Source organism: Winogradskya consettensis, assembly GCF_018332715.1.
Classification (GTDB): Bacteria; Actinomycetota; Actinomycetes; order Mycobacteriales; family Micromonosporaceae; genus Actinoplanes; species Actinoplanes consettensis.
In genome coordinates this window covers 1-19,652 of sequence record NZ_BOQP01000071.1, presented here as the reverse complement: position 1 = coordinate 19,652, position 19,652 = coordinate 1, and the positions used below count along the sequence as shown (strand labels likewise).

Here is a 19,652-nt window from a genome sequence, read left to right as displayed (position 1 = left end):
CACCTCGCCTCCCAGCAATCCTGAGTGGATTGGAGTCCCGAACCCATGACGATCATGAACACTCGTCTCATCACCGGCCCGTTGAGCACCTTCACTGCAGACCCGGACCGGATCCACACCGCGTTGGATCGGCAGTCGATCCTGCGCGCCTGCGCGCAGGTTGTCGTCGGTCTGGGATCGGCTATCGCTACGGTCGACGACAAGGTCAACCCGCCCGCGTCGATCGCCGGTCGCCGCAACCGGGCTGAGCGTCGTTGGGCTGTCGCGTCGGTCGACCTCGACGACGCCGCCCGGACCGCCGGCACCCTCGGCTTCCACCTGTTCGACGCGGCCGGTCAGGCCGGTGACCTGATCACCGAGGGCGAACCCGTCCAGTACGCGGGCGGCTTGACCGAATACCACGGCCGCTACGTGCTGCTCAGCGACTGCTCGTGTGACCCGGATTGCGTCGGCTTCGAGATTTATCGCGGGCCGCGCGGGACCGCACTGCAATGTGTCAACGGCTCCAGCCTGTACCCCGAGCAGGGCAACGGGGTGGGCTGGGGAGCGTCCGATGCCGCCTATCGTGTCGGGCGGCTGCTCGATACCGAACCCCGCAAGCTGCCCGACATCCTCGACGCCGAGCAAGCCGTCACGATCGTGCGTGGGCTGAACCACATCACCGGCCGCGTCATACCCGTGCTCGCCGGCTGGCACGACGCGTTCGCTAAGCGCCTCGACCGGCGCTGCCTGCTGCACCTCAACACCTTCGACTACGGCGGCGTCGCCCGCCGGCGTCTGCTCGCTGACCTCGATCGAATCACCCCCGACCTCTCGGCGGTGCGGCGCCACCTGCGTAACGCCATGAGCACGCTCGCCGAGATCGAGGCCACCGCGCGCCCCGGACGGCAGGTCGCCTGATGACCACGCTGACCACGGCCTGCGCTGGCTGTATCGGCCGGGGCACCACGGGCGTCTGCCGCGTGTGTGGCCTGCCTATCCCGGCGCATCTGCGCCTCGGGCCAGACATGCCCGGTCCGCAGCCAAATCCGGCGCTCGATGGCTGGGCGTTCAACCTGGTTCTCGACCTGCTCGATCAGGCGCGTGGCGGCACAGCGAGCCGCATCGAGGCGGTGCCCGGGGACACCGCATGAGCAGCGCGGTCGAAGTCCTGGCGCTGTTCGAACTGCCCGAGCCCGAACCGCAACGGCCACCAGAGGACGCAGTCGTCGCCGCCCTGCGCGACACCGGACCGGTTAATGAGGCGGTAGCCGGCGCAATGGGCTGGCTGACTGGCCTGCTCGCCCCAACGGTGCCGCCGGTGTGCGTGCGGTGCGGCACCGAGCACGTGTACCGGGCGCCGGCCGGGTTCGTGATGGCCTGCCCCGCCTGCTTCCCGGGCGAGGTGACGGCGTGAGCAACATCTACGTCCGGCAGGTGTGCGGCCGGCCGGTGCGGGTCGTAGCCGATCCGGACCCGGCCGAGTTCGCCCGGTTCGCCGCCTCGGCGACGCTGTTCGGTCTCGATGTGGAGACCACGCCGATCGACGAGGGCGGCCCGCGGTTCTTTGGCCCGGCCTTCGGGGTGAGGCTTGTGCAGGTCGCCACCGCCGATCAGGCGATGGTGCTGCGCGCCGCCGACCCCGAACAGCGCCGGATGATCGAGGGTCTGCTCGGCGACCCGCGGTGCCGGTTCGTCTCGCACACGAACTTCGACGTCCTCGCCGTGTGGGCCGCCTTCGGTATCCCGCTCGGCCTCCGGGCGATCGACACCCACGTGCTGGCCTGCCTGCTCGAACCGGGCGTGACCGCTGATCACGGGCTCAAGTCGCTGACCGAGCGGCACCTCGACGACGGCCTCAAACGCGCCGAGGACGACCTGTACGCCCTGTTCCGTGCGCTCGCCCCGGTCGGGCAGCGCGCGGGCGGCCGGCCGACGCTCTACGGCTGGTCGCACGTGCCGATCGACGCCGAACCGTACGTCGTGTACGCCGGCCTCGACGCCATCTACGTGCGGCGACTGCTCGACGTGCTGCTCGGGCAGCTCGGCGACCTCGGGTATCTACCCGCGGCCGAGCTGTGGCTGGCCGCACAGACCACGGCATTGCAGATCCGCGGGATCCGGCTCGACCTCGACTACACCCATGCGCTGCGTGAGGAGTTCGAGCAGGCCAACTCGGCGGCCCGCGCCGAGCTTGAGGCGCTGATGGGGTGCAAGGCCACCAGCCCAAAACGCCTGGACTGGCTCGCCGAACGGGGCGTGGAGTTCCGGCACTTCACCGACGCCGGACGGCCGTCGCTGTCCAGCAAGGATGCCCTGCCGGACCTGCTCGTCCGCTACCCGGGCGGGGACGTCGGCCGGATGCTCACGCTCACGACGCGGATGGCCGAGACGGGGAACTTCGCCACGAACCTGGCCCGGTTCCCCGGCTTCGCCGACGCCGACGGCCGGGTGCATCCGGACTGCCGCACCCTGGCCGCGCATACCGGCCGCATGTCGGTGAAGTGGCCGGCCATGCAGACGTTCAAGAAGGACGACCCGCGGCTACGGGGCTGTTTCGTGGCCGAGCCGGGCATGGTGCTGGTGGGCTGCGACTTCAAGGCCGTCGAGGTCCGCGTCGCCGCAGCCCTGGCCAACGAACCCCGGCTGATTGAGGTCATCCGGGCCGGGACCGACATCCACGACAACACCGCCCGGCTGATGTTCGGCCCCGGATGGACCAAGGCCCAACGCACGCTCGGCAAGCGGGCCACGTTTGGCACGATCTACGGTGGCGGCGCCCCGGGCCTGGCCAAACAGACCGGGGTCTCGGTCGACACGGCCCGCGACGTCGTGCAGCGGTTCAAACGGGCCTACCCACGGATCACCGCATTCGGTACGGCGATGGCCGAGCGCGACCCGGTCCGCAACGCCGCCCGCCGGCGGATCCCCGCCGACCCGACACGGACGTACGCGAACAGCAACTACGCCATCCAGTCCACCGCCCGGGACCTGCTCGTCGAGTCCCTGTACCGGCTGTGCGCGCTCGACGGCTGGCACCCGTACCTATGGGCGATCATCCACGACGAAATCGTCCTACAGGTCCCCGCCGAGCTGGCCGAGGACGCCCGCCGCGCGCTACTCGCGGCCATGACGACCTCCTTTCGCGGCGTGCCGATCGAGGCTGATCCCGAGATTATCGGCCCGCGCTGGGGCGGACAGGTCGCCGACGTCGTTCCTCTTCCCACCAGCGGCGACCGGCTTGCGGCTGCCGCCTGATCAACCCTGTAAACGATCTTTGAAAGGTCTGGTTCATGAGCCACGCAAACGACGAGAAGACGATCGAGCAGATGACCGCCGAGATCCGCGCGGTCAACATCGAGAAGGGTTGGCGGACCGCCGATGGCGGCCTCGGCGCCACCAGCTTCGGCGATTACGTCGCGCTGCTGCACAGCGAGCTGTCCGAGGCGCTGGAGGCGTACCGAGACCACCGGCTCGATGACGCCACCGGCAAGCGCGAGGAGATCTGGACGCACGCGGCGATGTGCGAGGCGCCGATCTTCCAGGGCTACCGGCCGGCCAAGCCCGAGGGGGTTGGTAGCGAGTTCGCCGACGTCCTGATCCGGCTGCTCGACACCTGCGACGTGTGCGGTGTCCGGCCGTTCGAGCGTGATCTGACCCTGGCCGATGTCTTCCCGGTCGACGGGCCTTACTTGATCTCTTTCGGCGACTGGATTGCGTGGCTGCACCTGCTGACCGCGCACCTCGGGTCGACCAAGCTCGCCGACGACGCCGCGTATCTGCTGCGCGCCCTGATCGCGACCTGCGAGCACTTCGGCCTCGACCTGACCGCCGAATACGAACGGAAGATCACCTACAACCGCACCCGGCCCTACCAGCACGGCGGCCGCACCCTGGCCGACCACTGAGCCCGTGACCGCCGACGAACTACGCAGCGAGCTGGCCGAAATCCTGCCCAAGTCACAGCACAAGAAGATCGACACGATCGTTGCCGTGATCGAGCCCGAGCCCTGGTCGATCTACGCCGTGGACGTCGCCATGTCCCACGTCGGGATCGAGACCGTCGAGGCATACGGGCTGGTCATCAAGCTCGACGCCACCGGTGACGCCGCAAGCGTCGAGTTTCCGTACGGCGCTGACATCGCCGCCTGATCGCTGCACGCCGGCGGCGTCGAGCTGCACGCGATGCCGCCGGCGTGTCCACAAGTGCGAAGAGGACGGCGTTCCGCCGCCTGAAAACCCTTCCTTGAAAACCGAGAGGACCTGCGCATGCCTGATACCGGCCCACTGTTGTCCGCCGCCGTCGCGCTCGCCGACGAAGGCCTTCCCGTGTTCCTGCTCGGGCGTACGAAACGCCCGGTCGCGAACTGCCCGGCCTGCCCGAAAGGCGACGCCAGCCACGACCCGCAGGGCTGCGGTCATCTGACCTGTCACGGCTTCTACGCCGCCACCCTCGACCCCGACCGGATCCGGGCCATGCTCGCCGCGGTCCCGACCGGGTTGCTCGCGATCCGCACCGGCACCGCAGCGCGGATCGCCGTGGTGGACATCGACCCGCGCAACGGCGGCCGGATCCTGCCCGAACTGATGCCCGCCACCCGATGCGTACTCACCGGGGCCAACGGCTGGCACCTCTACTACCGCCATCCCGGCGTCCCGCTCGGCGCCAAACTCCGCGGCCACCTCGGGATCGACGTGAAGGCCGATGGCGGGTACGTGGTCGCGCCACCCTCGATCCACCCGATCACCCGGCGCCCGTACCGGCAGGTCGGGGATCGAGGTGTGGTTGAGATGCCCCCGCCGCTGCTCGCCGCGTGCCAGCCGATCGAGGCGCCCCCGGCTATGACCCGCACCGGCCCCACCCCGCCGACGCCGATGTCCGCGGGCGGGGGCATCTCATCACCTGATGCCCTGCTTAGCGCGCACCTGACCGCGGTCGCGAACGCCCCCGAAGGCCGCCGCCGCACCACCCTCTACGGCGCTGCCCGCGGGGTAGCCCGGATGGTCGCCGTGGGCGCCCTCGCCCCCGCCGCCGCGTATGAAGCGCTTTACGACGCCGGTGTGAGCGCACAGCAGATCCACCGGGACATCCAAGCCGCGATCCTTGGCGGGTTCCGGGCGGAACACGTTGCCACAGAAGGGATCGCGGCGTGACCGACCCTGAGGTATCCAACGGTGTGGCCGTCCTCGACCGCCTCCACGCCGTGCTGAAAAAGTACTTGATCCTGCCCAGCACCGAGACGACCGACGCGATCGTGTTGTGGATCGCCGCTACCCATGCACAGCAGGCATGGACCCATGCCCCCCGGCTGGTCATCAAGGCCCCGGAAAAGCGGTGCGGCAAGTCCCGACTGCTCGACGTCGTGGACGGCACCTGCTATCGGCCGTTCATGACGGTCAACTCCTCTACCGCCGCGATTTGCCGCTCGATCGGCGATGTCGACCCGCCCACGATCTTGCTCGACGAAGCCGACACCGTGTTCGGCGGTAAGGCAGCCGAAGCCAACGAGGAACTCCGCGGCCTACTCAACGCGGGTCACCAGCGCAACCGGCCGATGACCCGCTGGGACCACCAGAAGAAGGAACTCGAACGGATCCCCACCTTCGCCATGGCAGCACTGGCCGGTATCGGGTCGATGCCCGACACCATCGAGGACCGCGCCGTGATCGTCAAAATGCGTCGCCGCACCAAATCGGAGGAGGTCGAGCCGTTCCGGTCGCGCCGGGACGGTCCCGCTCTGCGGCAGCTCGCAGAAGACCTGTCTTCGTGGCTACGACCGAACCTGACCGAACTGGAGAATGCCGAACCCGCCATGCCGCTCGAAGACCGAGCCGCCGACACCTGGGAACCCCTGATCGCCGTCGCCGACCTCGCCGGCGGGAACTGGCCCGAACGCGCTCGCCGCGCCGCACAGGCTCTCAACGCCGCCCGCGAAGGCGACGCTGAGTACTCGGACCGGCTGCGGCTGCTGATTGACTGCCGGACCGCCTTCGCCGACCTCGAAGCCATCCCCAGCACGGTGCTGCTGGAACGACTCAAAGGCCTGACCGAGTCGCCGTGGGCCGAGTACAACAACGGCGCCGGCCTGACCCCCATGAAACTCGGCGTGCTGCTCAAGGAATACGAGATCGGCTCCGAGAACATTACGTTTTTGCAGCCGACCGGCCGCGTAAAGGGCTTCCAGCGGGACTGGTTCACCGACGCGTGGCAGCGCTACTGCCCGCCGGAAGATGTTCCCGCCACCGAGCCGTACAAGCCGTACAAGCCGTACGCAGACCCACAAAACCCCAGCTCAGACAACGTACGGCTTTTCCAGACGCGTACGGCTTAAGCCGTACACCAACCACCGCCGCTCCTGTGCGTACGGCTAAGCCGTACGCGATCTCTACAAGCCGTACGCACCCTGAACTGCGAAAACGGAGATCCCGTACGGCTTGTACGGCTTGACCCCTCCACCAGCACCCCTGCAAGCCGTACGCGCAGCAAGCCGTACGCGACCTTCGCAGAGCTACGTTTCCGCAGGTCATTGGCACTCTTCGACCGGTAGGTCCGGCGGTGCAAGCCGTACGGGGTAGACCGTGTGTACGGCTAAGCCGTACGCGACCCCAAAAGCCGTACGCACCCTGAGCTGCAAAAACGTAGATCGCGTACGGCTTGTACGGCTTGGCGCCCAAACCAGCCACCCGCCAAGCCGTACGCGATCAACCTGCATCGAACCCGCATCGACACGGGCGCGCTGAGACACCCGACGAACCACCGCCATGCGCAGAACGGGCGCGTAGGGCCGTTCTGCGGCCCACCGCACGATTCGCACGGGAGGCAACACAGGTGACCAACGTCATCGAACTCACTCAAGCTGCCGTCGAGGTACCCGCAGATGTGTCACCCCGCTCGACCGGGCCTGCGGTCTACACCGTCAAACAGGTCGCTGCACTGCTCCAGCTCAACCTCGGCGGCACTTACGCGTTGATCCGAGCCGGCGACATCCCCGCGAAGAAGCTCGGCGCCCGCTGGGTCATCCCGATCCATCGGTTCCATGCCTGGCTCGATGCGCAGGCTGATCCGGCCCCCGCCGCGAAGTCAGCCTGACCCCGTCATTCACCAGCAGGCCGCCCCGAAACGCCGCGACGCTCGGGGTGGCCTGCTGCCTGATCAGAGAGGAAACCGATTGCGAGGCTCCGTCTACAAGCGCTGCCAGTGCCGTGACGCTGGGGGTAAGCGCGTCAAGAACTGTCGGAAGCCGCACGGGTCGTGGGGCTTCACCGTGGACGCTGGCACCGATCCGGCGACCGGGAAGCGCCGGCAGATTCCGCGGTCAGGGTTCAAGACGAAGGCCGAGGCTGAGGAAGCCCTGACGGCTGAGTTGGCGAAGCTCGACGCGGGAACCTGGGTCGACGACCGGAACATGACGCTTGGCACGTGGCTCGATCAATGGCTTGGTGAGCTGATCGCTGCGCAGCGATCCGTCAACACGGTCAAGAACTACCGCGGCCACGTCCGCGACGCCTGGAAACCGCTACTCGGGCACGTTCTGCTTCGCGACATCCGACGCAGCCACATCGAGCGGGTGCTGGCTTTGCTGTCCGCCCCGCTGGACAGCGAACGGCCAATAGGGAATGTGGGCCGGTGGGTGACTCAGCGGTCACCCAGCACCGTTGAGGGGTATCGCCGGACGATCCGTGCTGCCCTCTCCGCGGCTCAGCGACGAGAACTGATCGCCATCAACCCTGCGGTCGGTCGCATGGACGCCATAGCCCTGTCGACGGGCGAAGAGGACGAAGAACCCACCGTGTGGCAGCCCGAGGAAACCGCGCGGTTCCTGGAACACGTCTACGACGACAGGCTCTCGGCGCTCTATGAGCTGGCGGCGTACGCGGGCATGCGCCGGGCCGAGCTGTGCGGCCTGCGATGGGCAGACATCGACCCCGACGGCGCCGGTCTACGAGTCCGGCAGACCATCGTGTCCGTCACCCGCTCGCAGGTGACCCCGACCCAGGTGCGATGCCCGGTGTGCGGCGTCGAGCACGTCGGCCGGTTGTTCAAGTCTCCGAAGTCCCGCAAGGGCCGGAGGTGGGTGCCGCTCGCCCCGCCCGCGCAGGAAGCCCTGGTGCGGCACCGTGCCGCGCAGCGTCTCGAGCGCGAGTTTCTCGGTATCGACTATGACGATCATGATCTCGTGTTCTGCCGGCCGGACGGTCTACCTCTCAGGCCCGACCGGGTGACGGTCGCCTTCGAGCAGCATGTGTCAGCCTGTGGGCTCCCCATGGTGCGGCTCCACGACACCCGGCACGGCGCCTGCTCGCTCATGCTGGCAGGCGGGGTGCCGATCGAGATCGTGCAGATGATCCTCGGTCATTCGTCGCCCGAGGTCACGCGACGGGTCTACGCGCACTTGATGCGAAGGGATGCAGCCGAACAGGTGGGGAAAGCGGCGGACCTCGTGACGCGTCACAGGCCTCGCCGAGACGCCGTGTGAGCAATCCGTGAGCAACGCCCCGGTGGGATAGTCGTTCTGCCGGGGCGAAGCATTCGGGAAAGCAAAACGCCCACCCGGCGTTTCCGCAGGTGGGCGATGCTCAAAGCCCGGCGAGAGGCTTGGTGGCCAGGGGCGGGGTCGAACCGCCGACCTTCCGATTTTCAGTCGGACGCTCGTACCAACTGAGCTACCTGGCCGTTGCCGCTCGGTGGTGATTGCGGCTGGCTTTGTGGCGGTCCTGACGGGACTTGAACCCGCGACCTCCGCCTTGACAGGGCGGCGAGCACTCCAACTGCTCCACAGGACCTTGCTACTACTTTTTACTGCTCGGTGTTGCTGGTACTCATTCTTGCACATGCTGACCGTTGCCGGTCCGTACCCCCAACGGGATTCGAACCCGTGCTACCGCCTTGAAAGGGCGGCGTCCTAGGCCACTAGACGATGAGGGCAACTTCGCCATCATTGCACATTCGCAACTGCTGCGGCGTAAGCCCCAACCGGGCGGCCCCGCTTGAGGCTCCAAAAGCATACGTGATGGCCGCCCCGTCATCCAAACCGGTATCGCGGACCCCAATAAAAGCGCGCTGACCTGCGTGAACGCCAGCACCCCGACGTCCCCACCGAGATCAACTGTGGTCGGCGCCACAGAAAGCCGTAGAAAGCGCACCAGAAAGCACCAGAAAGCAGCCGCAGGAGGCGGTGGCAGGCAGCAAGAAGCGGCTCAGCGCGAGATAGCGGCCGCAGAGACCATCCGCACGCCCTCAGCCAGCGAGCCCAGCCGCACCACCCCAGCAGGAAGCTCGGCAGGCCACCCGGGCCCAGCAGCCGCCACCAGCAGCGGACTGTGCCTGCCGGTGAGAAGGTGATCCCACTGGGACACGTCACCCGTCCGCGGCAGCTGCGACCAGAGAACAACGGCAACGGGTCCTGTCCGGGCCACCGCCTCGGCCAGCGCCCGTGGAGGCACCCGCGGCCCCAGGAACCGGGTCGGCACCCCCGTCTCAGCAAGAGCGGCAGCGAGCGCCTCCAACGGCAACGTGTGCTGTTCCTCGTCGGCTGCCGCGAGCATCACGCGGGGTACGACGTTGCTCGCGGGCCGGCTCACCATGGTCAGAACCTCGGTGACGGTACGTGAGATCAGGTGCTCGACTTCGATGTAGCGGTCGGTTGCCTCGTAGCGTTCGCCGACGCCGACCAGGATCGGTGTGATGACCTCGTCCCAGGTGGCGATGACGCCGTGGTTGGCCACGTTCATCTCGAGGATGTCGCGCAGGGCCGGGGCGTCGAGGCGCATGACGGCGCGGGCAGCTCCACGGGCGACCGGCCCCGCTCTGCCCGTACGAATGGTATGCCCGCCGCCATCACGGGCAGTGACCCTGAGTCCATCAGCAACCTCAGGCCAAGCGACCTCAGAAGAAGCCGGAGTAAGGACCGGAGGGGGCACCACGGGGCCGGGGTCCAGGGGTATGGGAACGCGCCTGGCCCAGGCAGCAGCCTCAGCCGGAGCCACGCCCTGTCCGGTGAGCCGCCGCATCACCTGGAGGCGTTCAAGGTCCTCGGGGGTGTAGCGCCGGTGCTGGCCCGGGACGTGATGGCTCGGGCCCAGGCCGTAGCGCTGGTGCCAGGTACGCAGAGTGGTGACGGCGACGCCCAGGCGGCGGGCGACTGCTCCGGCCGTCAGGGCCTCATCGGCCACCTGACCACTCCGCGGTGTCGTCGGCTTCGAGGAAGCGTTGGAGCCGCTCGGTGACGCCGGGCAGCCAGGGGGCGTGGGCCCGGGGGTCGTTCATGATCGCTGTGGTGAGCTCGTCGAGGGAGACCCAGCGCAGGCTTGCCACCTCGTCGGGGTCGGGGACGACGCCGTCGTCGAAGGCGGCGGGGACATGGCCGAGCAGGACGTGGTCGTACTCGTACTCCACCCGGCCTGTTGTCGGATCCTCCGCGTAATAGGAGTAGACGCCGACCTCGGAGAGTGAGACACCCGCAAGTCCGATCTCCTCGTGCAGGCGACGTTCCGCGGCGACCGGGAGGGCCTCGCCGGGCAGCGGATGGCCGCAGCACGTGTTGGCCCAGCGCAGCGGGAAGCGGGTCTTGGTCGCCGCCCGCTGCTGGATCAGGACGCGGCCCTCGGGGTCGAGCAGGAAGACGGAGAACGCCCGGTGCAGCCGCCCCGGGGCGCGGTGCGCCTCGTCGACGGTGGTCTGTCCGACGGCGAGACCGTCCGGGTCGACGAGTTCGACGAGGTGCCCCTCCCGAGCGAGCGGGACACTCACAGCCGTACCCCTTCCCCTTGCAGTGGACCGGCCACGCGGCTCGCTGCCAGCTTTCCAGAGATCAATACCATGGGTACGCCCACACCCGGCTGCGTTCCCGAACCCGTGAACACCACATTGGGCAGTGTCGGGTGCAGGTTGCCGGGGCGGAACGGTCCGGTCTGCGCGAACGTGTGTGACGAGGCGAACGGTGTGCCCGCCGCCATGCCCTGCTCGGCCCAGTCGTCCGGGGTGACGATCCGTTCGACCTCGACACCGTCCCGGAAGCCGATGTAGCCGCGCTGTTCGAGGACGCCCAGCAGCTCATCCGCGTACCGCCGGCCGAGCCCGCCCTTCCAGTCGAAGGGTGCCCTGTCGAGGTTGGGGGTGGGTGCCAGCACGTAGTAGGTCTGCCGGCCTTCCGGGGCGACGCCGGGGTCGGTGCGGCTCGGGTTGGTGACCAGCAGGGACGGGTCGCTCATGAGCAGCCCCTTGTGGATGACCTCGTCGAACGTGCCCTTCCACGCGGATCCGAAGTGGATGTTGTGGTGGGCGATCTTCGAGTAGGTGCGGTCCGACCCGATGTGCAGCACCACGCACGACGGCGAGTAGACGAGCTTGCGCGTCCGCTTCGTCTCCGGGAGCAGATCGCGGTAGGCGATCGGGAGGTCCGGGTTGAGCACGACGACGTCGGCCGGGATGCGCTCGCCCGTGTTGGTGATCACACCCGTGGCGCGCCCGTTGGCGATGTCGACGCGAGCCACGGTGGTGTCGTAACGGAACTGCACGCCGTGCTTCTCGGCCGCGCCCGCCAGTGCCCGGGGCACCGCGTGCATGCCGCCCTTCGGGAAGTACACCCCGGCGACGGAGTCGAGATACGCGATGACCGCGTAGATCGCGAGGGCGTCGTGCGGCGCCAGGCCTGCGTACATGGCCTGGAAGGAGAAGATCCGTTGGGTACGCGGATCGCGGAAGTACTGGTTGATCTTCGGCTGGAGCCGCCGGAACGCCCCCATGCCGAGGAGCTTGACGACGTTGAGGTTCATCAGGTCGACGGGGCTGTCGAGGTTCCGGTCGATGAAGTTGTCCCGTTCGAGCTTCCAAAGCTGCCGGGCGAACTCCACGAACCGCAGGTATCCGTCGGCCTCGCGGGGTCCGCAGACGCGGGAGATCTCGGCGGCCATCCGGACGGTGTCGGTGAGCACATCCAGCGTGGATCCGTCGGGGTAGTACGCGCGGTACGCGGGGTCGACCGGCGTCAGCTCCAGCCAGTCCGACAGCTTCTCGCCGACGGCGGCCAGCGGCTCCTCGATCAACTCCGGCATGGTCAGCACCGTGGGTCCGGTGTCGAACTGATAGCCGTCGACGGCGAGCCGCCCGTTGCGGCCGCCCGGGACGGACTCGCGTTCGACGACGGTCACCTGTCGTCCGGCCGCGGCCAGGTGCAGCGCGCACGCCAGTCCGCCGAGTCCGGCCCCGACCACGACCACGTGATCGGTAGCTCCGGTTACTTTTCGCACGTCAACAGCTCCAGGGGGTCATGCCGGTCGGTGGGTTGCCGTGACGGCGAGTTCGGTGAGCGCGGCCCGCGCGTCGTCGTGGATGGGAGCGCCGGCCAGCGCGGCGACCCCCTGCTCGACACGTTGCAGGATCAGTGATTCGACCTGGGCGACGGCCCCGGTCTCGACGATGATCTCGGCCTGATGCTCGAGTTGATCAGCCGTCGCCGGTGTTTCCAGGTCGAAGGAGGCGCCCAGTTGCTGAGCGATCATCAGAAGAGCGGTGGGCTTCCCGGTACGCAGATCGTCGCTGGCCGGTTTGCCGGTCACTGCCGGGTCGCCGTAGACCCCGAGCAGGTCGTCGCGGAGCTGGAACGCCTCCCCGACCGCGATCCCGTAGCGGTGGTAGGCCTCGTCGATCGCGCCGGTCTCGTCGCGGGACCGCCCGGCGAGCGCGAGGCCGAACTGCAGGGGACGCTGCACCGTGTAGCTCGCGGTCTTGTAGCGGGCCACGAGCAGCGCCTGGTCGAGGGACCACTGCGCGGGCTGGTTCTCGCCGAGCACATCGAGATACTGCCCCGCGACGGCTTCGATGCGCATCCGGTCGTAGCAGGCACGGACCGCGAACAGCGTCGCCGTGGTCAGGGCGGTCTGGGCGAGCAGTTGGTCGGCCCAGACGAGGCAGAGGTCACCGACGAGGATCGCCGAGGAGGCCCCGAAGCGCTTCGCGTCGCCGATCCGTCCGGCGTCGCGGTGCTGCGCGGCGAAGAGCCGATGCGCGGTGGGCCGGCCGCGGCGGGTCGCCGACTCGTCCATCACGTCGTCGTGGACCAGGGCGAAGGTGTGCATCAGCTCAAGGGCGCCGAGGGCAGGCAGAACCGGGCCGATGGGCTCGTGGGTGCCGATCACACCGCGCCAGCCCCAGTAGGCGAACGTCGGCCTGAGTCGTTTGCCGCCGGCGAGCACGAGATCCCGGGTGGTGCGCGCGAACCCGCCCAGGTCGAGGTCGACCTCGTCGAGCGCCGTGACCTGGTGGGCGAGGAAGTCCTCCAGCGTGGCTTCGACAGCCTTCAGCAACCCCTCCGCGGCGAGTGCCGGGAGCGGTTGACGAGGTATTCCACCCCGGGACTTTCCGGAGAGGATGTCGTTGGCCACGCGCCGAGATTACCGTAGGCTGCCTGTTGCGTCGATTGCTGAGTCGATTTAATTGAGGGTGGGAACGTGGAGACGGATCTTGAAGCCGCCTACGAGCGGTGCCGCGAGCTGCACCGCAGCCACGGCCGCACCTACTACCTGGCCACCCGCCTACTACCCGCGTGGAAGCGCCGTCATGTCCACGCGCTCTACGGATTCACCCGCTACGCCGACGAGATCGTCGACCGCACCGAGGAGCTGCCGCCCGCCGAGCGGGCCGCCCTGCTGACCGAGTGGTCCGACCGGTTCGTGGCCGGCCTGCGTGGTGAGCGCGGCGACGACCCGCTGCTGCCCGCGGTGCTGCACACGATCGCGGTCTTCGACCTGAGCGTCGACGACTTCGACTCGTTCCTGCACAGCATGGCGATGGATCTCACAGTGACGTCCTATGCCACCTACGACGACCTGCTCGAATACATGGAGGGCTCAGCCGCTGTCATCGGCACGATGATGCTGCCGATCCTCGGCTCGAGCGACCCGGGCGCGGCCCGTGAGCCCGCCCGGCAGCTCGGCATCGCGTTCCAGCTGACCAACTTCATCCGCGACGTCGGCGAGGACCTCGACCGTGGTCGCACCTACCTGCCCGACGAGCACCTCGCCGAGTTCGGGGTGACGCGCGACGACCTGCTCGCCGCCCGCGCCGCCGGCCGCTCGACCCCAGCGATCAAGGCCCTGATCAAGGCCGAAGTGGCCCGCGCCGACGGGCACTACGCGGCCGCGGCACCGGGCATCCCGCTGCTCCTGCCCGGGTCGCAGGCCTGCATGCGGACGGCGTACCAGCTCTATGCGGGCATCCTCGACGAGGTTGTCGCCGCCGACTACGACGTCTTCGTGCGCCGCGCCACGGTGCCCAACCAGACCCGGGTCCGGGTGGCGGCCCGCTCACTGCTGACCAGGTCCGGGACCCCGCTGCCGGCTCTGGTGCGAGGCTGAGAGGCAGATATGCGTACGGCAATCGTGCTCTTCACCCGTGACCTGCGTACCCACGACAACCCGGCACTCGCCTCCGCCTGCGCCAACGCCGAAACCGTCGTGCCGCTGTTCGTGCTGGACCCGAAGCTGCAGCAGCTCTCACCCAACCGGGCCCGTTTCCTGCACCAGAGCCTGGCCGATCTGCGCGAGAGCCTCCGGGCGCGCGGCGGTGACCTGGTCGTCCGCGAGGGTGACCCGGTCGCCGAGACGATCCGCCTGGCCGGCGAGGTCGAGGCGGACGGTGTCGCGCTCACCCAGGACGTCAGCGCCTACGCGCGACGTCGCGAGCAGCAGTTACAGGAGGAGTGCGAGCGTCACCGCATCTCGCTCAAGCTCTTCCCGGGCACCAACATCCTGTCGCCCGGCGACGTCCGCCCCGGCGGCGGTGGCGCCTACTACAAAGTCTTCTCGCCGTACTACCGCTCCTGGGAGTCGGCGAAGTGGCGCGACGAGGTGGCGACCCCGCGCAAGATCACGTTGCCACCCGACGTGAACGTCGGGAACCTGCCCGCACCGCCGGCGGGGGAGTCGCCGGACGCGGTCGACGGCGGTGAGACCGAGGGCCGTCGACGGCTCAAGACCTGGCTGGGGCATCTCGGGCCGTATGACGAGCTGCACGACGACATGCCCGCGGACGGAACTTCGCGGCTCAGCGCGTACCTCCGCTTCGGTTGTCTCTCTCCACTGGCCGTGGCGAACGCCGCGCGGGAGAAGAACGGTCCCGGATCCGCTGCCTTTGTCCGGCAGCTCTGCTGGCGTGATTTCTACTACCAGGTGACCTACTCGTTCCCCCGGATCTCCACGACCGCCTACCGCGAGTCGGGCGATCGCGAGTGGCGCAACGACCCGGACGCCTTGCAGCACTGGAAGGACGGGCTGACCGGGGTGCCCGTGGTCGATGCCGGGATGCGCCAGCTGATGGCCGAGGGCTGGATGCACAACCGCGCCCGGCTGATCACGGCCGCGTTCCTGACCAAGCACCTCGACCTCGACTGGCGCGAGGGCGTGAAATGGTTCTTCCGCTGGCTCAACGACGGCGACGTGGCCAACAATTCGGGCAACTGGCAGTGGGTCGCCGGCACCGGCAACGACACCAAGCCCTACCGGCGGTTCAATCCCATCCGTCAGGGGGAGCGCTTCGACCCTGACGGCGAGTACGTTCGTCGCTACGTGCCGGAGTTGAAGTCGGTTCGGGGCAAGGCTGTGCACCAACCCTGGCGTCTGCCCGATACGGTGCGTTCAGGCCTCGACTACCCGGGACCGCTGGAATCGCATCGCGATGAGGCGGTCTGGTTGCGGCCGTGAGGTTTCCACTCCGGTTCGCCGGAGCGGGAAGCGGGTCCTGCCGACTTGTTGCGTTCGTCCGTTGATGGCCGGTAGGACCCGCGACAACCTGCCCGCCCGAGGGCGGTCGAAAACCTCTCCCGGCGAAATTCGGGAGCGCTTCCACGGACGTGTATATCAGGCCGGGAGCGCCCGCCAGGTTCCATATCGGTGTACGGCGATTCCCGCGAACGCCGCCGTCCTGCGCGTCGCCGCATCCACCTTGGCCAGCTCTTCCTGCAACCGGCCGGCACCCTCCTCGGCGAACGTGCAGTGCGGGCAGTCCGGAAGCGATTCGGTCTCCGCGCCCAGCCGCACGCGCTTACCCGCCGCCTTACCGCGGGTCAGCCAGTCCTGACTGATCTCCACGATCGAGTTCGGGCCGGTGCCGGTGTCGCGATAACTCATCACGGTCACCGCGTTCACCCGTTTCAGCACCTCATCGGCGAGGTTCCTGTTCCCGACCTTGTACTCACCGAACCAGAAAGGCACATCCGCCTCGAGCGGAAGAGTGCTCGCCGCCCGCATTCTTGCCAGCAATTTGAGGTACGCCGTGAGCGTCCCGTTCAGATCGCTGGTCCAACCATCCGCGAGGTACGGCTCCACATCCAGGTGAACGCCGGCGAAGAGCCCGGTCGACACGACGGTTCGCTGCCAGGACAGCGCGGCCGCGTGATTGCTGACCCAGGCGGGGTCGCCACCGAGCGCCCGAAGCTTGATCCGCAACGGGTCGGCCCGCTCCTTCATCTCCTGCATGCGCTCGAGATCGCCGTTGGTGAGCACATCGGGCGCCACATAGACGAAGATCTCCGACACCCGCTGGGCCGCCGCCCACTGCACGATCTCGGCCGACGGCTGATTCCCCCAGACCCACATGGCACGGGTACCGGCCGGCGCTGCGGTAAGACCGGCGCTGCCCGCGGACGAAGCCCCGGGCAGCGCCAGAGCAGCGGCCATGAGGATGGCAGCCACCAGCCCTGTCTGCCATCGCCCCCTCATGACCGCCCCCTTTACCTTGGTGATTCCTCTTCCGCGGGGGTTCAGAATCGGTCAGGTGGCGGGCCAGATGAGAAGTCACAACGACTGGATCGCGGCCTCGATCGCGTCAACCCGGGCGAAGTCGTCCAGACACCGGGTCACGAAGCCGACCGCCAGGCCACGGCCCGGGTCCGCCCACGCCGCACTGCCACCGAGACCGCCCATGCCCCAGGTGCCGTCGCTCTCGATCTGCACCCCGAGACCCCAGGTCGTCTCGCGGCCGATGTAGCGGTCCACCCCCCGGAACTGGGGCGAGACCATCTCGTCGACGAGGGAGCTGCTGAGCAGACGATGACCGTCGAGGATGCCGCCGGCGAGCAGACCCGCGTACATGCGGGCCACGGACTCCGCGGTCGCATGCAGATTCACCGCGGGTACGACAGCCGCGCGCCACCTCGCGCTGTTGACCACGCCCAGGTCGCGGGCACCGGCCGGATTGGACACCGCCCGCGCGCGCACCGAACCCGGCTCGTCCTCGGCCCGGTGTTCACCCCACACCAGTTCAGCGCACCGATCCGAATCGGCCGCACCGAGCCCGAAGCCGAAATCGAGCCGCCACGGCCGGGCGATCTCCGCGCTGACGAACTCGCCGGGGCCGCGTCCGGTGACCCGGCGCACGAGCTCGCCGAGCAGATGCCCGTACGTCAGCGCGTGCTCCGCGGCGACCGTCCCCGGTGGCCACTCCGGCTCGGCGTCGGCAAGATCGGCGCAGAGCAGCTCCCAGTCACTCCACGCGGACGAATCCCGCCTCACGGGGAACGTCACCAGGCCGGACGTGTGGGTCAGCACCTGGCGTACCGAAACCTCGGTCTTGAAATCCGGCCAGTGCCGCGCCATCGGATCGTCCAGACCGATCAGGCCGCGTTCCACCAGCAACAGAACCGCCAGGGCGATCACCGGCTTGCCCACGGAGTAGACGTTGACCAGCGTCCGCGCATCCCACGGCCGGGTGCGCGCGACATCGCGCCGGCCCTCGTGCAGATCCACGACGACCTCGCCGTCCCGGAGAACGCACAACGCCGAACCGTCACTCGGATGCGCCGCGAACGCCTCGCCCACCGCGCCGAACCCCGTCACCGCAGCGCGACCGTCACTACAGCGCGACCGTCGCCGTGACGGTGGTGCCGGAATCATCCGAGACGATGCGCAGATCCGACATCTTGCGCGCGATCCACAACCCGCGGCCCCCGGGCAGCGACGGCGCCGGCAGGGCCTGCCCCACCAACCCCGGCTGCGCGAACCCCGGACCACTGTCGCTGATCTCGCAGTGCAGCGCGCCACCGGCAACCCAGACCTGCAGCCGCCCGGTGCCACCACCGTGCCGGACAGCGTTACTGCACAGCTCATGGACGATCAGAACGACATCCTCGGCCGTACGCTCGTCCGCGACCTGGGTCACGTGGGCGCTGACCCCGCTGCGCAGGGCGTACAGATCATTGCGGTTGAAGGTCTGGTCGATCAGCCGGCGCGGCACCTCGGAGCGGGACCGGGCGCGGGGCTGGGCCGCCCTCGGCGGTGGATTCGGTATGTTCCGGCCCGGTACGGAGCCGGTGCGCTCAGTGTTCACCATGTCGGACCAACATCCGTAGCGCAGGGACTTCGGCGGCTCCGGCGATCGTCAGCGTCCGCTCGATCGGCTCACCGCAGACCACCACCATCCGGCGCTGGTCGGGGAGCCCGGCTGCGGTGCGCAGGATGACCGCGGCAGCGCCGGCGTCGATGAACCCCAGCTGGTTGAGGTTCAGATGGATGTCACGGTCAAGGCGGACCGCTTCGGCCAGAGCATCGGTCAGCGCCTGCGCCCGCGTGTAGTCCAGCTCTCCAGCCACACGTACGCCCGGCGGCACGTGCTGTCTGCAGATCCGCAACACCGCGTCCTCGTGATAAACCGTCGCCGCCACCGTCCGCGGATGCACACGTGCCGCGTATCCCAGGGTGACCGGGTCGAAGCTCTCCCGGTCGTACTCGCAGATCGCCGTGAACCGGCCGTCCTCGAAAAGCCCCCCGACCGCGGACTCGAAGACGAGCAGCTGTTCGGCGTTCGCCTGTGGTCGCGACGCCCAGCACATGTCCGCGGAGATGCTCAGCCCCCGGTGCCCGTCACGGATCGCCGCCCGGAGCTCCCGCGCGAGCAGCTCGACCATCGTCTCGGCGTCCGGGGCCTTACGCGCTCCCCAGAGCTGATCCACCGGAGTGACGGCGAACCCCTCGTCCACCCCGCGGTCCAGCAGAGCGGCCCGGAGGTCGTCGGCCTTCTCCGAGAAGCAGATCGTACGGTCGCCACGTGCTCTGGCAGCGGTGATGAAAGCGGCGAGGATGTCCAGCCGCTCCTCGGTATCGGAGTAGGTCAGGCACGCATGATCGCCCGGTGCGAGCCGATCCACCGGTGTGGTGGCAACCATGAGTCCTCCCTCGTCACAGGTACGTACTTCCTACCCCCTGGCCACAACGCTCACGCACCGGCCTGGTTCGGCGCTCACGCTGCGTACCCGTATTTGAGACGCCGCGTCGCCGCCCACGTCGACCCGATTCACGTTTTCGCAGGTCAAAACCCTGCAGCTGGGAACCCGGGGGGCCGATTTGGAGCCCAGGAAACCAACGGGTAATGTTTTGCGAGCCGGAAGGGAAACGGGCGAGGCAAGCGAAGCGAACTGGGAACGGGAAACGGGTAACCGGAAACCGGGCCAGGGAGATCAGCTACCGGCCGTCCTTCCAAATCCTTTGAACTTCGGGATCGTAGCGATGCTGCCCTGCGCAGTCCGTGACGAGTCCGGGACGAAGGGTGCGCTAGGTACGAACGGCACCAACCGGGAGAAACCGGTTGACACGGCCAGGAAGACCTAGTAAAGTTGAACGAGTGCCCCGAGAGCGGGTCGCCTAGCTAGGCGGCAGGTTTTCGGTGTGTGGTTGTTCTTTGA

Annotated in this window: 20 protein-coding genes and 3 tRNA genes; 12 read left to right on the top strand and 11 right to left on the bottom strand. The window is 68.4% G+C overall.

Annotation, left to right across the window (positions count from 1 at the left end; translation table 11 throughout):
* Nucleotides 1–54 precede the first annotated feature (54 nt).
* The 10 genes from Aco04nite_RS46480 to Aco04nite_RS46435 all read left to right on the top strand — a co-directional run bounded on the left by Aco04nite_RS46480 (nucleotide 55) and on the right by Aco04nite_RS46435 (nucleotide 8,456).
* A complete protein-coding gene (locus tag Aco04nite_RS46480) occupies nucleotides 55–900 on the top strand; it encodes a hypothetical protein (RefSeq protein ID WP_213003580.1) in 846 nt (281 codons plus the stop codon).
* Nucleotides 900–1,133 (top strand): hypothetical protein, encoded by a 234-nt coding sequence (locus Aco04nite_RS46475; protein ID WP_213003579.1) that lies wholly within the window; start codon nucleotides 900–902, stop codon nucleotides 1,131–1,133. The genes Aco04nite_RS46480 and Aco04nite_RS46475 overlap by 1 nt, the downstream gene beginning before the upstream one ends.
* Nucleotides 1,130–1,396 carry a hypothetical protein gene (locus tag Aco04nite_RS46470; RefSeq protein WP_213003578.1) on the top strand — a complete coding sequence of 89 codons (267 nt, stop codon included), beginning with the start codon at nucleotides 1,130–1,132 and terminating at the stop codon, nucleotides 1,394–1,396. The genes Aco04nite_RS46475 and Aco04nite_RS46470 overlap by 4 nt, the downstream gene beginning before the upstream one ends.
* Complete coding sequence (locus Aco04nite_RS46465) at nucleotides 1,393–3,237, top strand: DNA polymerase (RefSeq protein ID WP_213003577.1); 1,845 nt, start codon at nucleotides 1,393–1,395, stop codon at nucleotides 3,235–3,237. The genes Aco04nite_RS46470 and Aco04nite_RS46465 overlap by 4 nt, the downstream gene beginning before the upstream one ends.
* Nucleotides 3,238–3,272: 35 nt before the next feature.
* On the top strand, nucleotides 3,273–3,887 hold the full coding sequence (locus tag Aco04nite_RS46460; protein WP_213003576.1) for a nucleoside triphosphate pyrophosphohydrolase family protein: 615 nt from the start codon (nucleotides 3,273–3,275) through the stop codon (nucleotides 3,885–3,887).
* A 4-nt stretch (nucleotides 3,888–3,891) separates the two neighbouring features.
* Nucleotides 3,892–4,131, top strand: a complete 240-nt coding sequence (locus Aco04nite_RS46455) for a hypothetical protein (protein WP_213003575.1) — start codon at nucleotides 3,892–3,894, stop codon at nucleotides 4,129–4,131.
* A gap of 117 nt (nucleotides 4,132–4,248) precedes the next feature.
* Nucleotides 4,249–5,133: a bifunctional DNA primase/polymerase gene (locus tag Aco04nite_RS46450; RefSeq protein WP_213003574.1), complete on the top strand. Its 885-nt coding sequence runs from the start codon at nucleotides 4,249–4,251 to the stop codon at nucleotides 5,131–5,133.
* Nucleotides 5,134–5,156: 23 nt separating this feature from the next.
* Complete coding sequence (locus Aco04nite_RS46445) at nucleotides 5,157–6,311, top strand: DUF3631 domain-containing protein (RefSeq protein ID WP_308161747.1); 1,155 nt, start codon at nucleotides 5,157–5,159, stop codon at nucleotides 6,309–6,311.
* 497 nt (nucleotides 6,312–6,808) lie between these two features.
* Nucleotides 6,809–7,069: a helix-turn-helix domain-containing protein gene (locus tag Aco04nite_RS46440; protein WP_213003572.1), complete on the top strand. Its 261-nt coding sequence runs from the start codon at nucleotides 6,809–6,811 to the stop codon at nucleotides 7,067–7,069.
* Nucleotides 7,017–8,456, top strand: coding sequence for a site-specific integrase (locus tag Aco04nite_RS46435; RefSeq protein WP_438875006.1), 1,440 nt, complete (start codon nucleotides 7,017–7,019; stop codon nucleotides 8,454–8,456). The genes Aco04nite_RS46440 and Aco04nite_RS46435 overlap by 53 nt, the downstream gene beginning before the upstream one ends.
* Nucleotides 8,457–8,576: 120 nt before the next feature.
* On the opposite strand, the gene Aco04nite_RS46430 is transcribed toward Aco04nite_RS46435, so the two are convergent.
* The 7 genes from Aco04nite_RS46430 to Aco04nite_RS46400 form a co-directional block, all read right to left on the bottom strand.
* Nucleotides 8,577–8,653, bottom strand: a tRNA-Phe gene (locus tag Aco04nite_RS46430).
* A 33-nt stretch (nucleotides 8,654–8,686) separates the two neighbouring features.
* A tRNA-Asp gene (locus Aco04nite_RS46425) sits at nucleotides 8,687–8,763 on the bottom strand.
* A 69-nt stretch (nucleotides 8,764–8,832) separates the two neighbouring features.
* A tRNA-Glu gene (locus Aco04nite_RS46420) sits at nucleotides 8,833–8,905 on the bottom strand.
* A 272-nt stretch (nucleotides 8,906–9,177) separates the two neighbouring features.
* Nucleotides 9,178–10,152: a MerR family transcriptional regulator gene (locus Aco04nite_RS46415; protein ID WP_213003570.1), complete on the bottom strand. Its 975-nt coding sequence runs from the start codon at nucleotides 10,150–10,152 to the stop codon at nucleotides 9,178–9,180.
* Nucleotides 10,142–10,729, bottom strand: coding sequence for an isopentenyl-diphosphate Delta-isomerase (gene idi, locus Aco04nite_RS46410; protein WP_213003569.1), 588 nt, complete (start codon nucleotides 10,727–10,729; stop codon nucleotides 10,142–10,144). The genes Aco04nite_RS46415 and idi overlap by 11 nt, the downstream gene beginning before the upstream one ends.
* Nucleotides 10,726–12,228, bottom strand: a complete 1,503-nt coding sequence (gene crtI / locus Aco04nite_RS46405; protein ID WP_213003568.1) for a phytoene desaturase family protein — start codon at nucleotides 12,226–12,228, stop codon at nucleotides 10,726–10,728. The genes idi and crtI overlap by 4 nt, the downstream gene beginning before the upstream one ends.
* Nucleotides 12,229–12,246: 18 nt before the next feature.
* Nucleotides 12,247–13,362, bottom strand: coding sequence for a polyprenyl synthetase family protein (locus tag Aco04nite_RS46400; protein WP_213003567.1), 1,116 nt, complete (start codon nucleotides 13,360–13,362; stop codon nucleotides 12,247–12,249).
* Between the two features lie 66 nt (nucleotides 13,363–13,428).
* On the opposite strand from Aco04nite_RS46400, the gene Aco04nite_RS46395 reads away from it, so the two are divergent.
* Together Aco04nite_RS46395 and Aco04nite_RS46390 are read left to right on the top strand one after the other, a co-directional pair.
* Nucleotides 13,429–14,334 carry a phytoene/squalene synthase family protein gene (locus tag Aco04nite_RS46395; protein ID WP_213003566.1) on the top strand — a complete coding sequence of 302 codons (906 nt, stop codon included), beginning with the start codon at nucleotides 13,429–13,431 and terminating at the stop codon, nucleotides 14,332–14,334.
* A 9-nt stretch (nucleotides 14,335–14,343) separates the two neighbouring features.
* Nucleotides 14,344–15,678 carry a cryptochrome/photolyase family protein gene (locus Aco04nite_RS46390; RefSeq protein WP_213003565.1) on the top strand — a complete coding sequence of 445 codons (1,335 nt, stop codon included), beginning with the start codon at nucleotides 14,344–14,346 and terminating at the stop codon, nucleotides 15,676–15,678.
* A 156-nt stretch (nucleotides 15,679–15,834) separates the two neighbouring features.
* Here the strand turns inward: Aco04nite_RS46390 and Aco04nite_RS46385 are convergent, their stop codons facing one another.
* From Aco04nite_RS46385 to Aco04nite_RS46370, 4 genes are all read right to left on the bottom strand, one after another.
* A complete protein-coding gene (locus tag Aco04nite_RS46385; protein ID WP_213003564.1) occupies nucleotides 15,835–16,695 on the bottom strand; it encodes a hypothetical protein in 861 nt (286 codons plus the stop codon).
* Between the two features lie 75 nt (nucleotides 16,696–16,770).
* Entirely contained in the window at nucleotides 16,771–17,811 is a 1,041-nt protein-coding gene (locus Aco04nite_RS46380; protein ID WP_244876796.1) for a serine hydrolase domain-containing protein, read from the bottom strand.
* Nucleotides 17,812–17,827: 16 nt separating this feature from the next.
* A complete protein-coding gene (locus tag Aco04nite_RS46375) occupies nucleotides 17,828–18,304 on the bottom strand; it encodes an ATP-binding protein (RefSeq protein WP_213003562.1) in 477 nt (158 codons plus the stop codon).
* A complete protein-coding gene (locus Aco04nite_RS46370; RefSeq protein ID WP_213003561.1) occupies nucleotides 18,291–19,136 on the bottom strand; it encodes an MEDS domain-containing protein in 846 nt (281 codons plus the stop codon). The genes Aco04nite_RS46375 and Aco04nite_RS46370 overlap by 14 nt, the downstream gene beginning before the upstream one ends.
* Nucleotides 19,137–19,652: the final 516 nt, after the last annotated feature.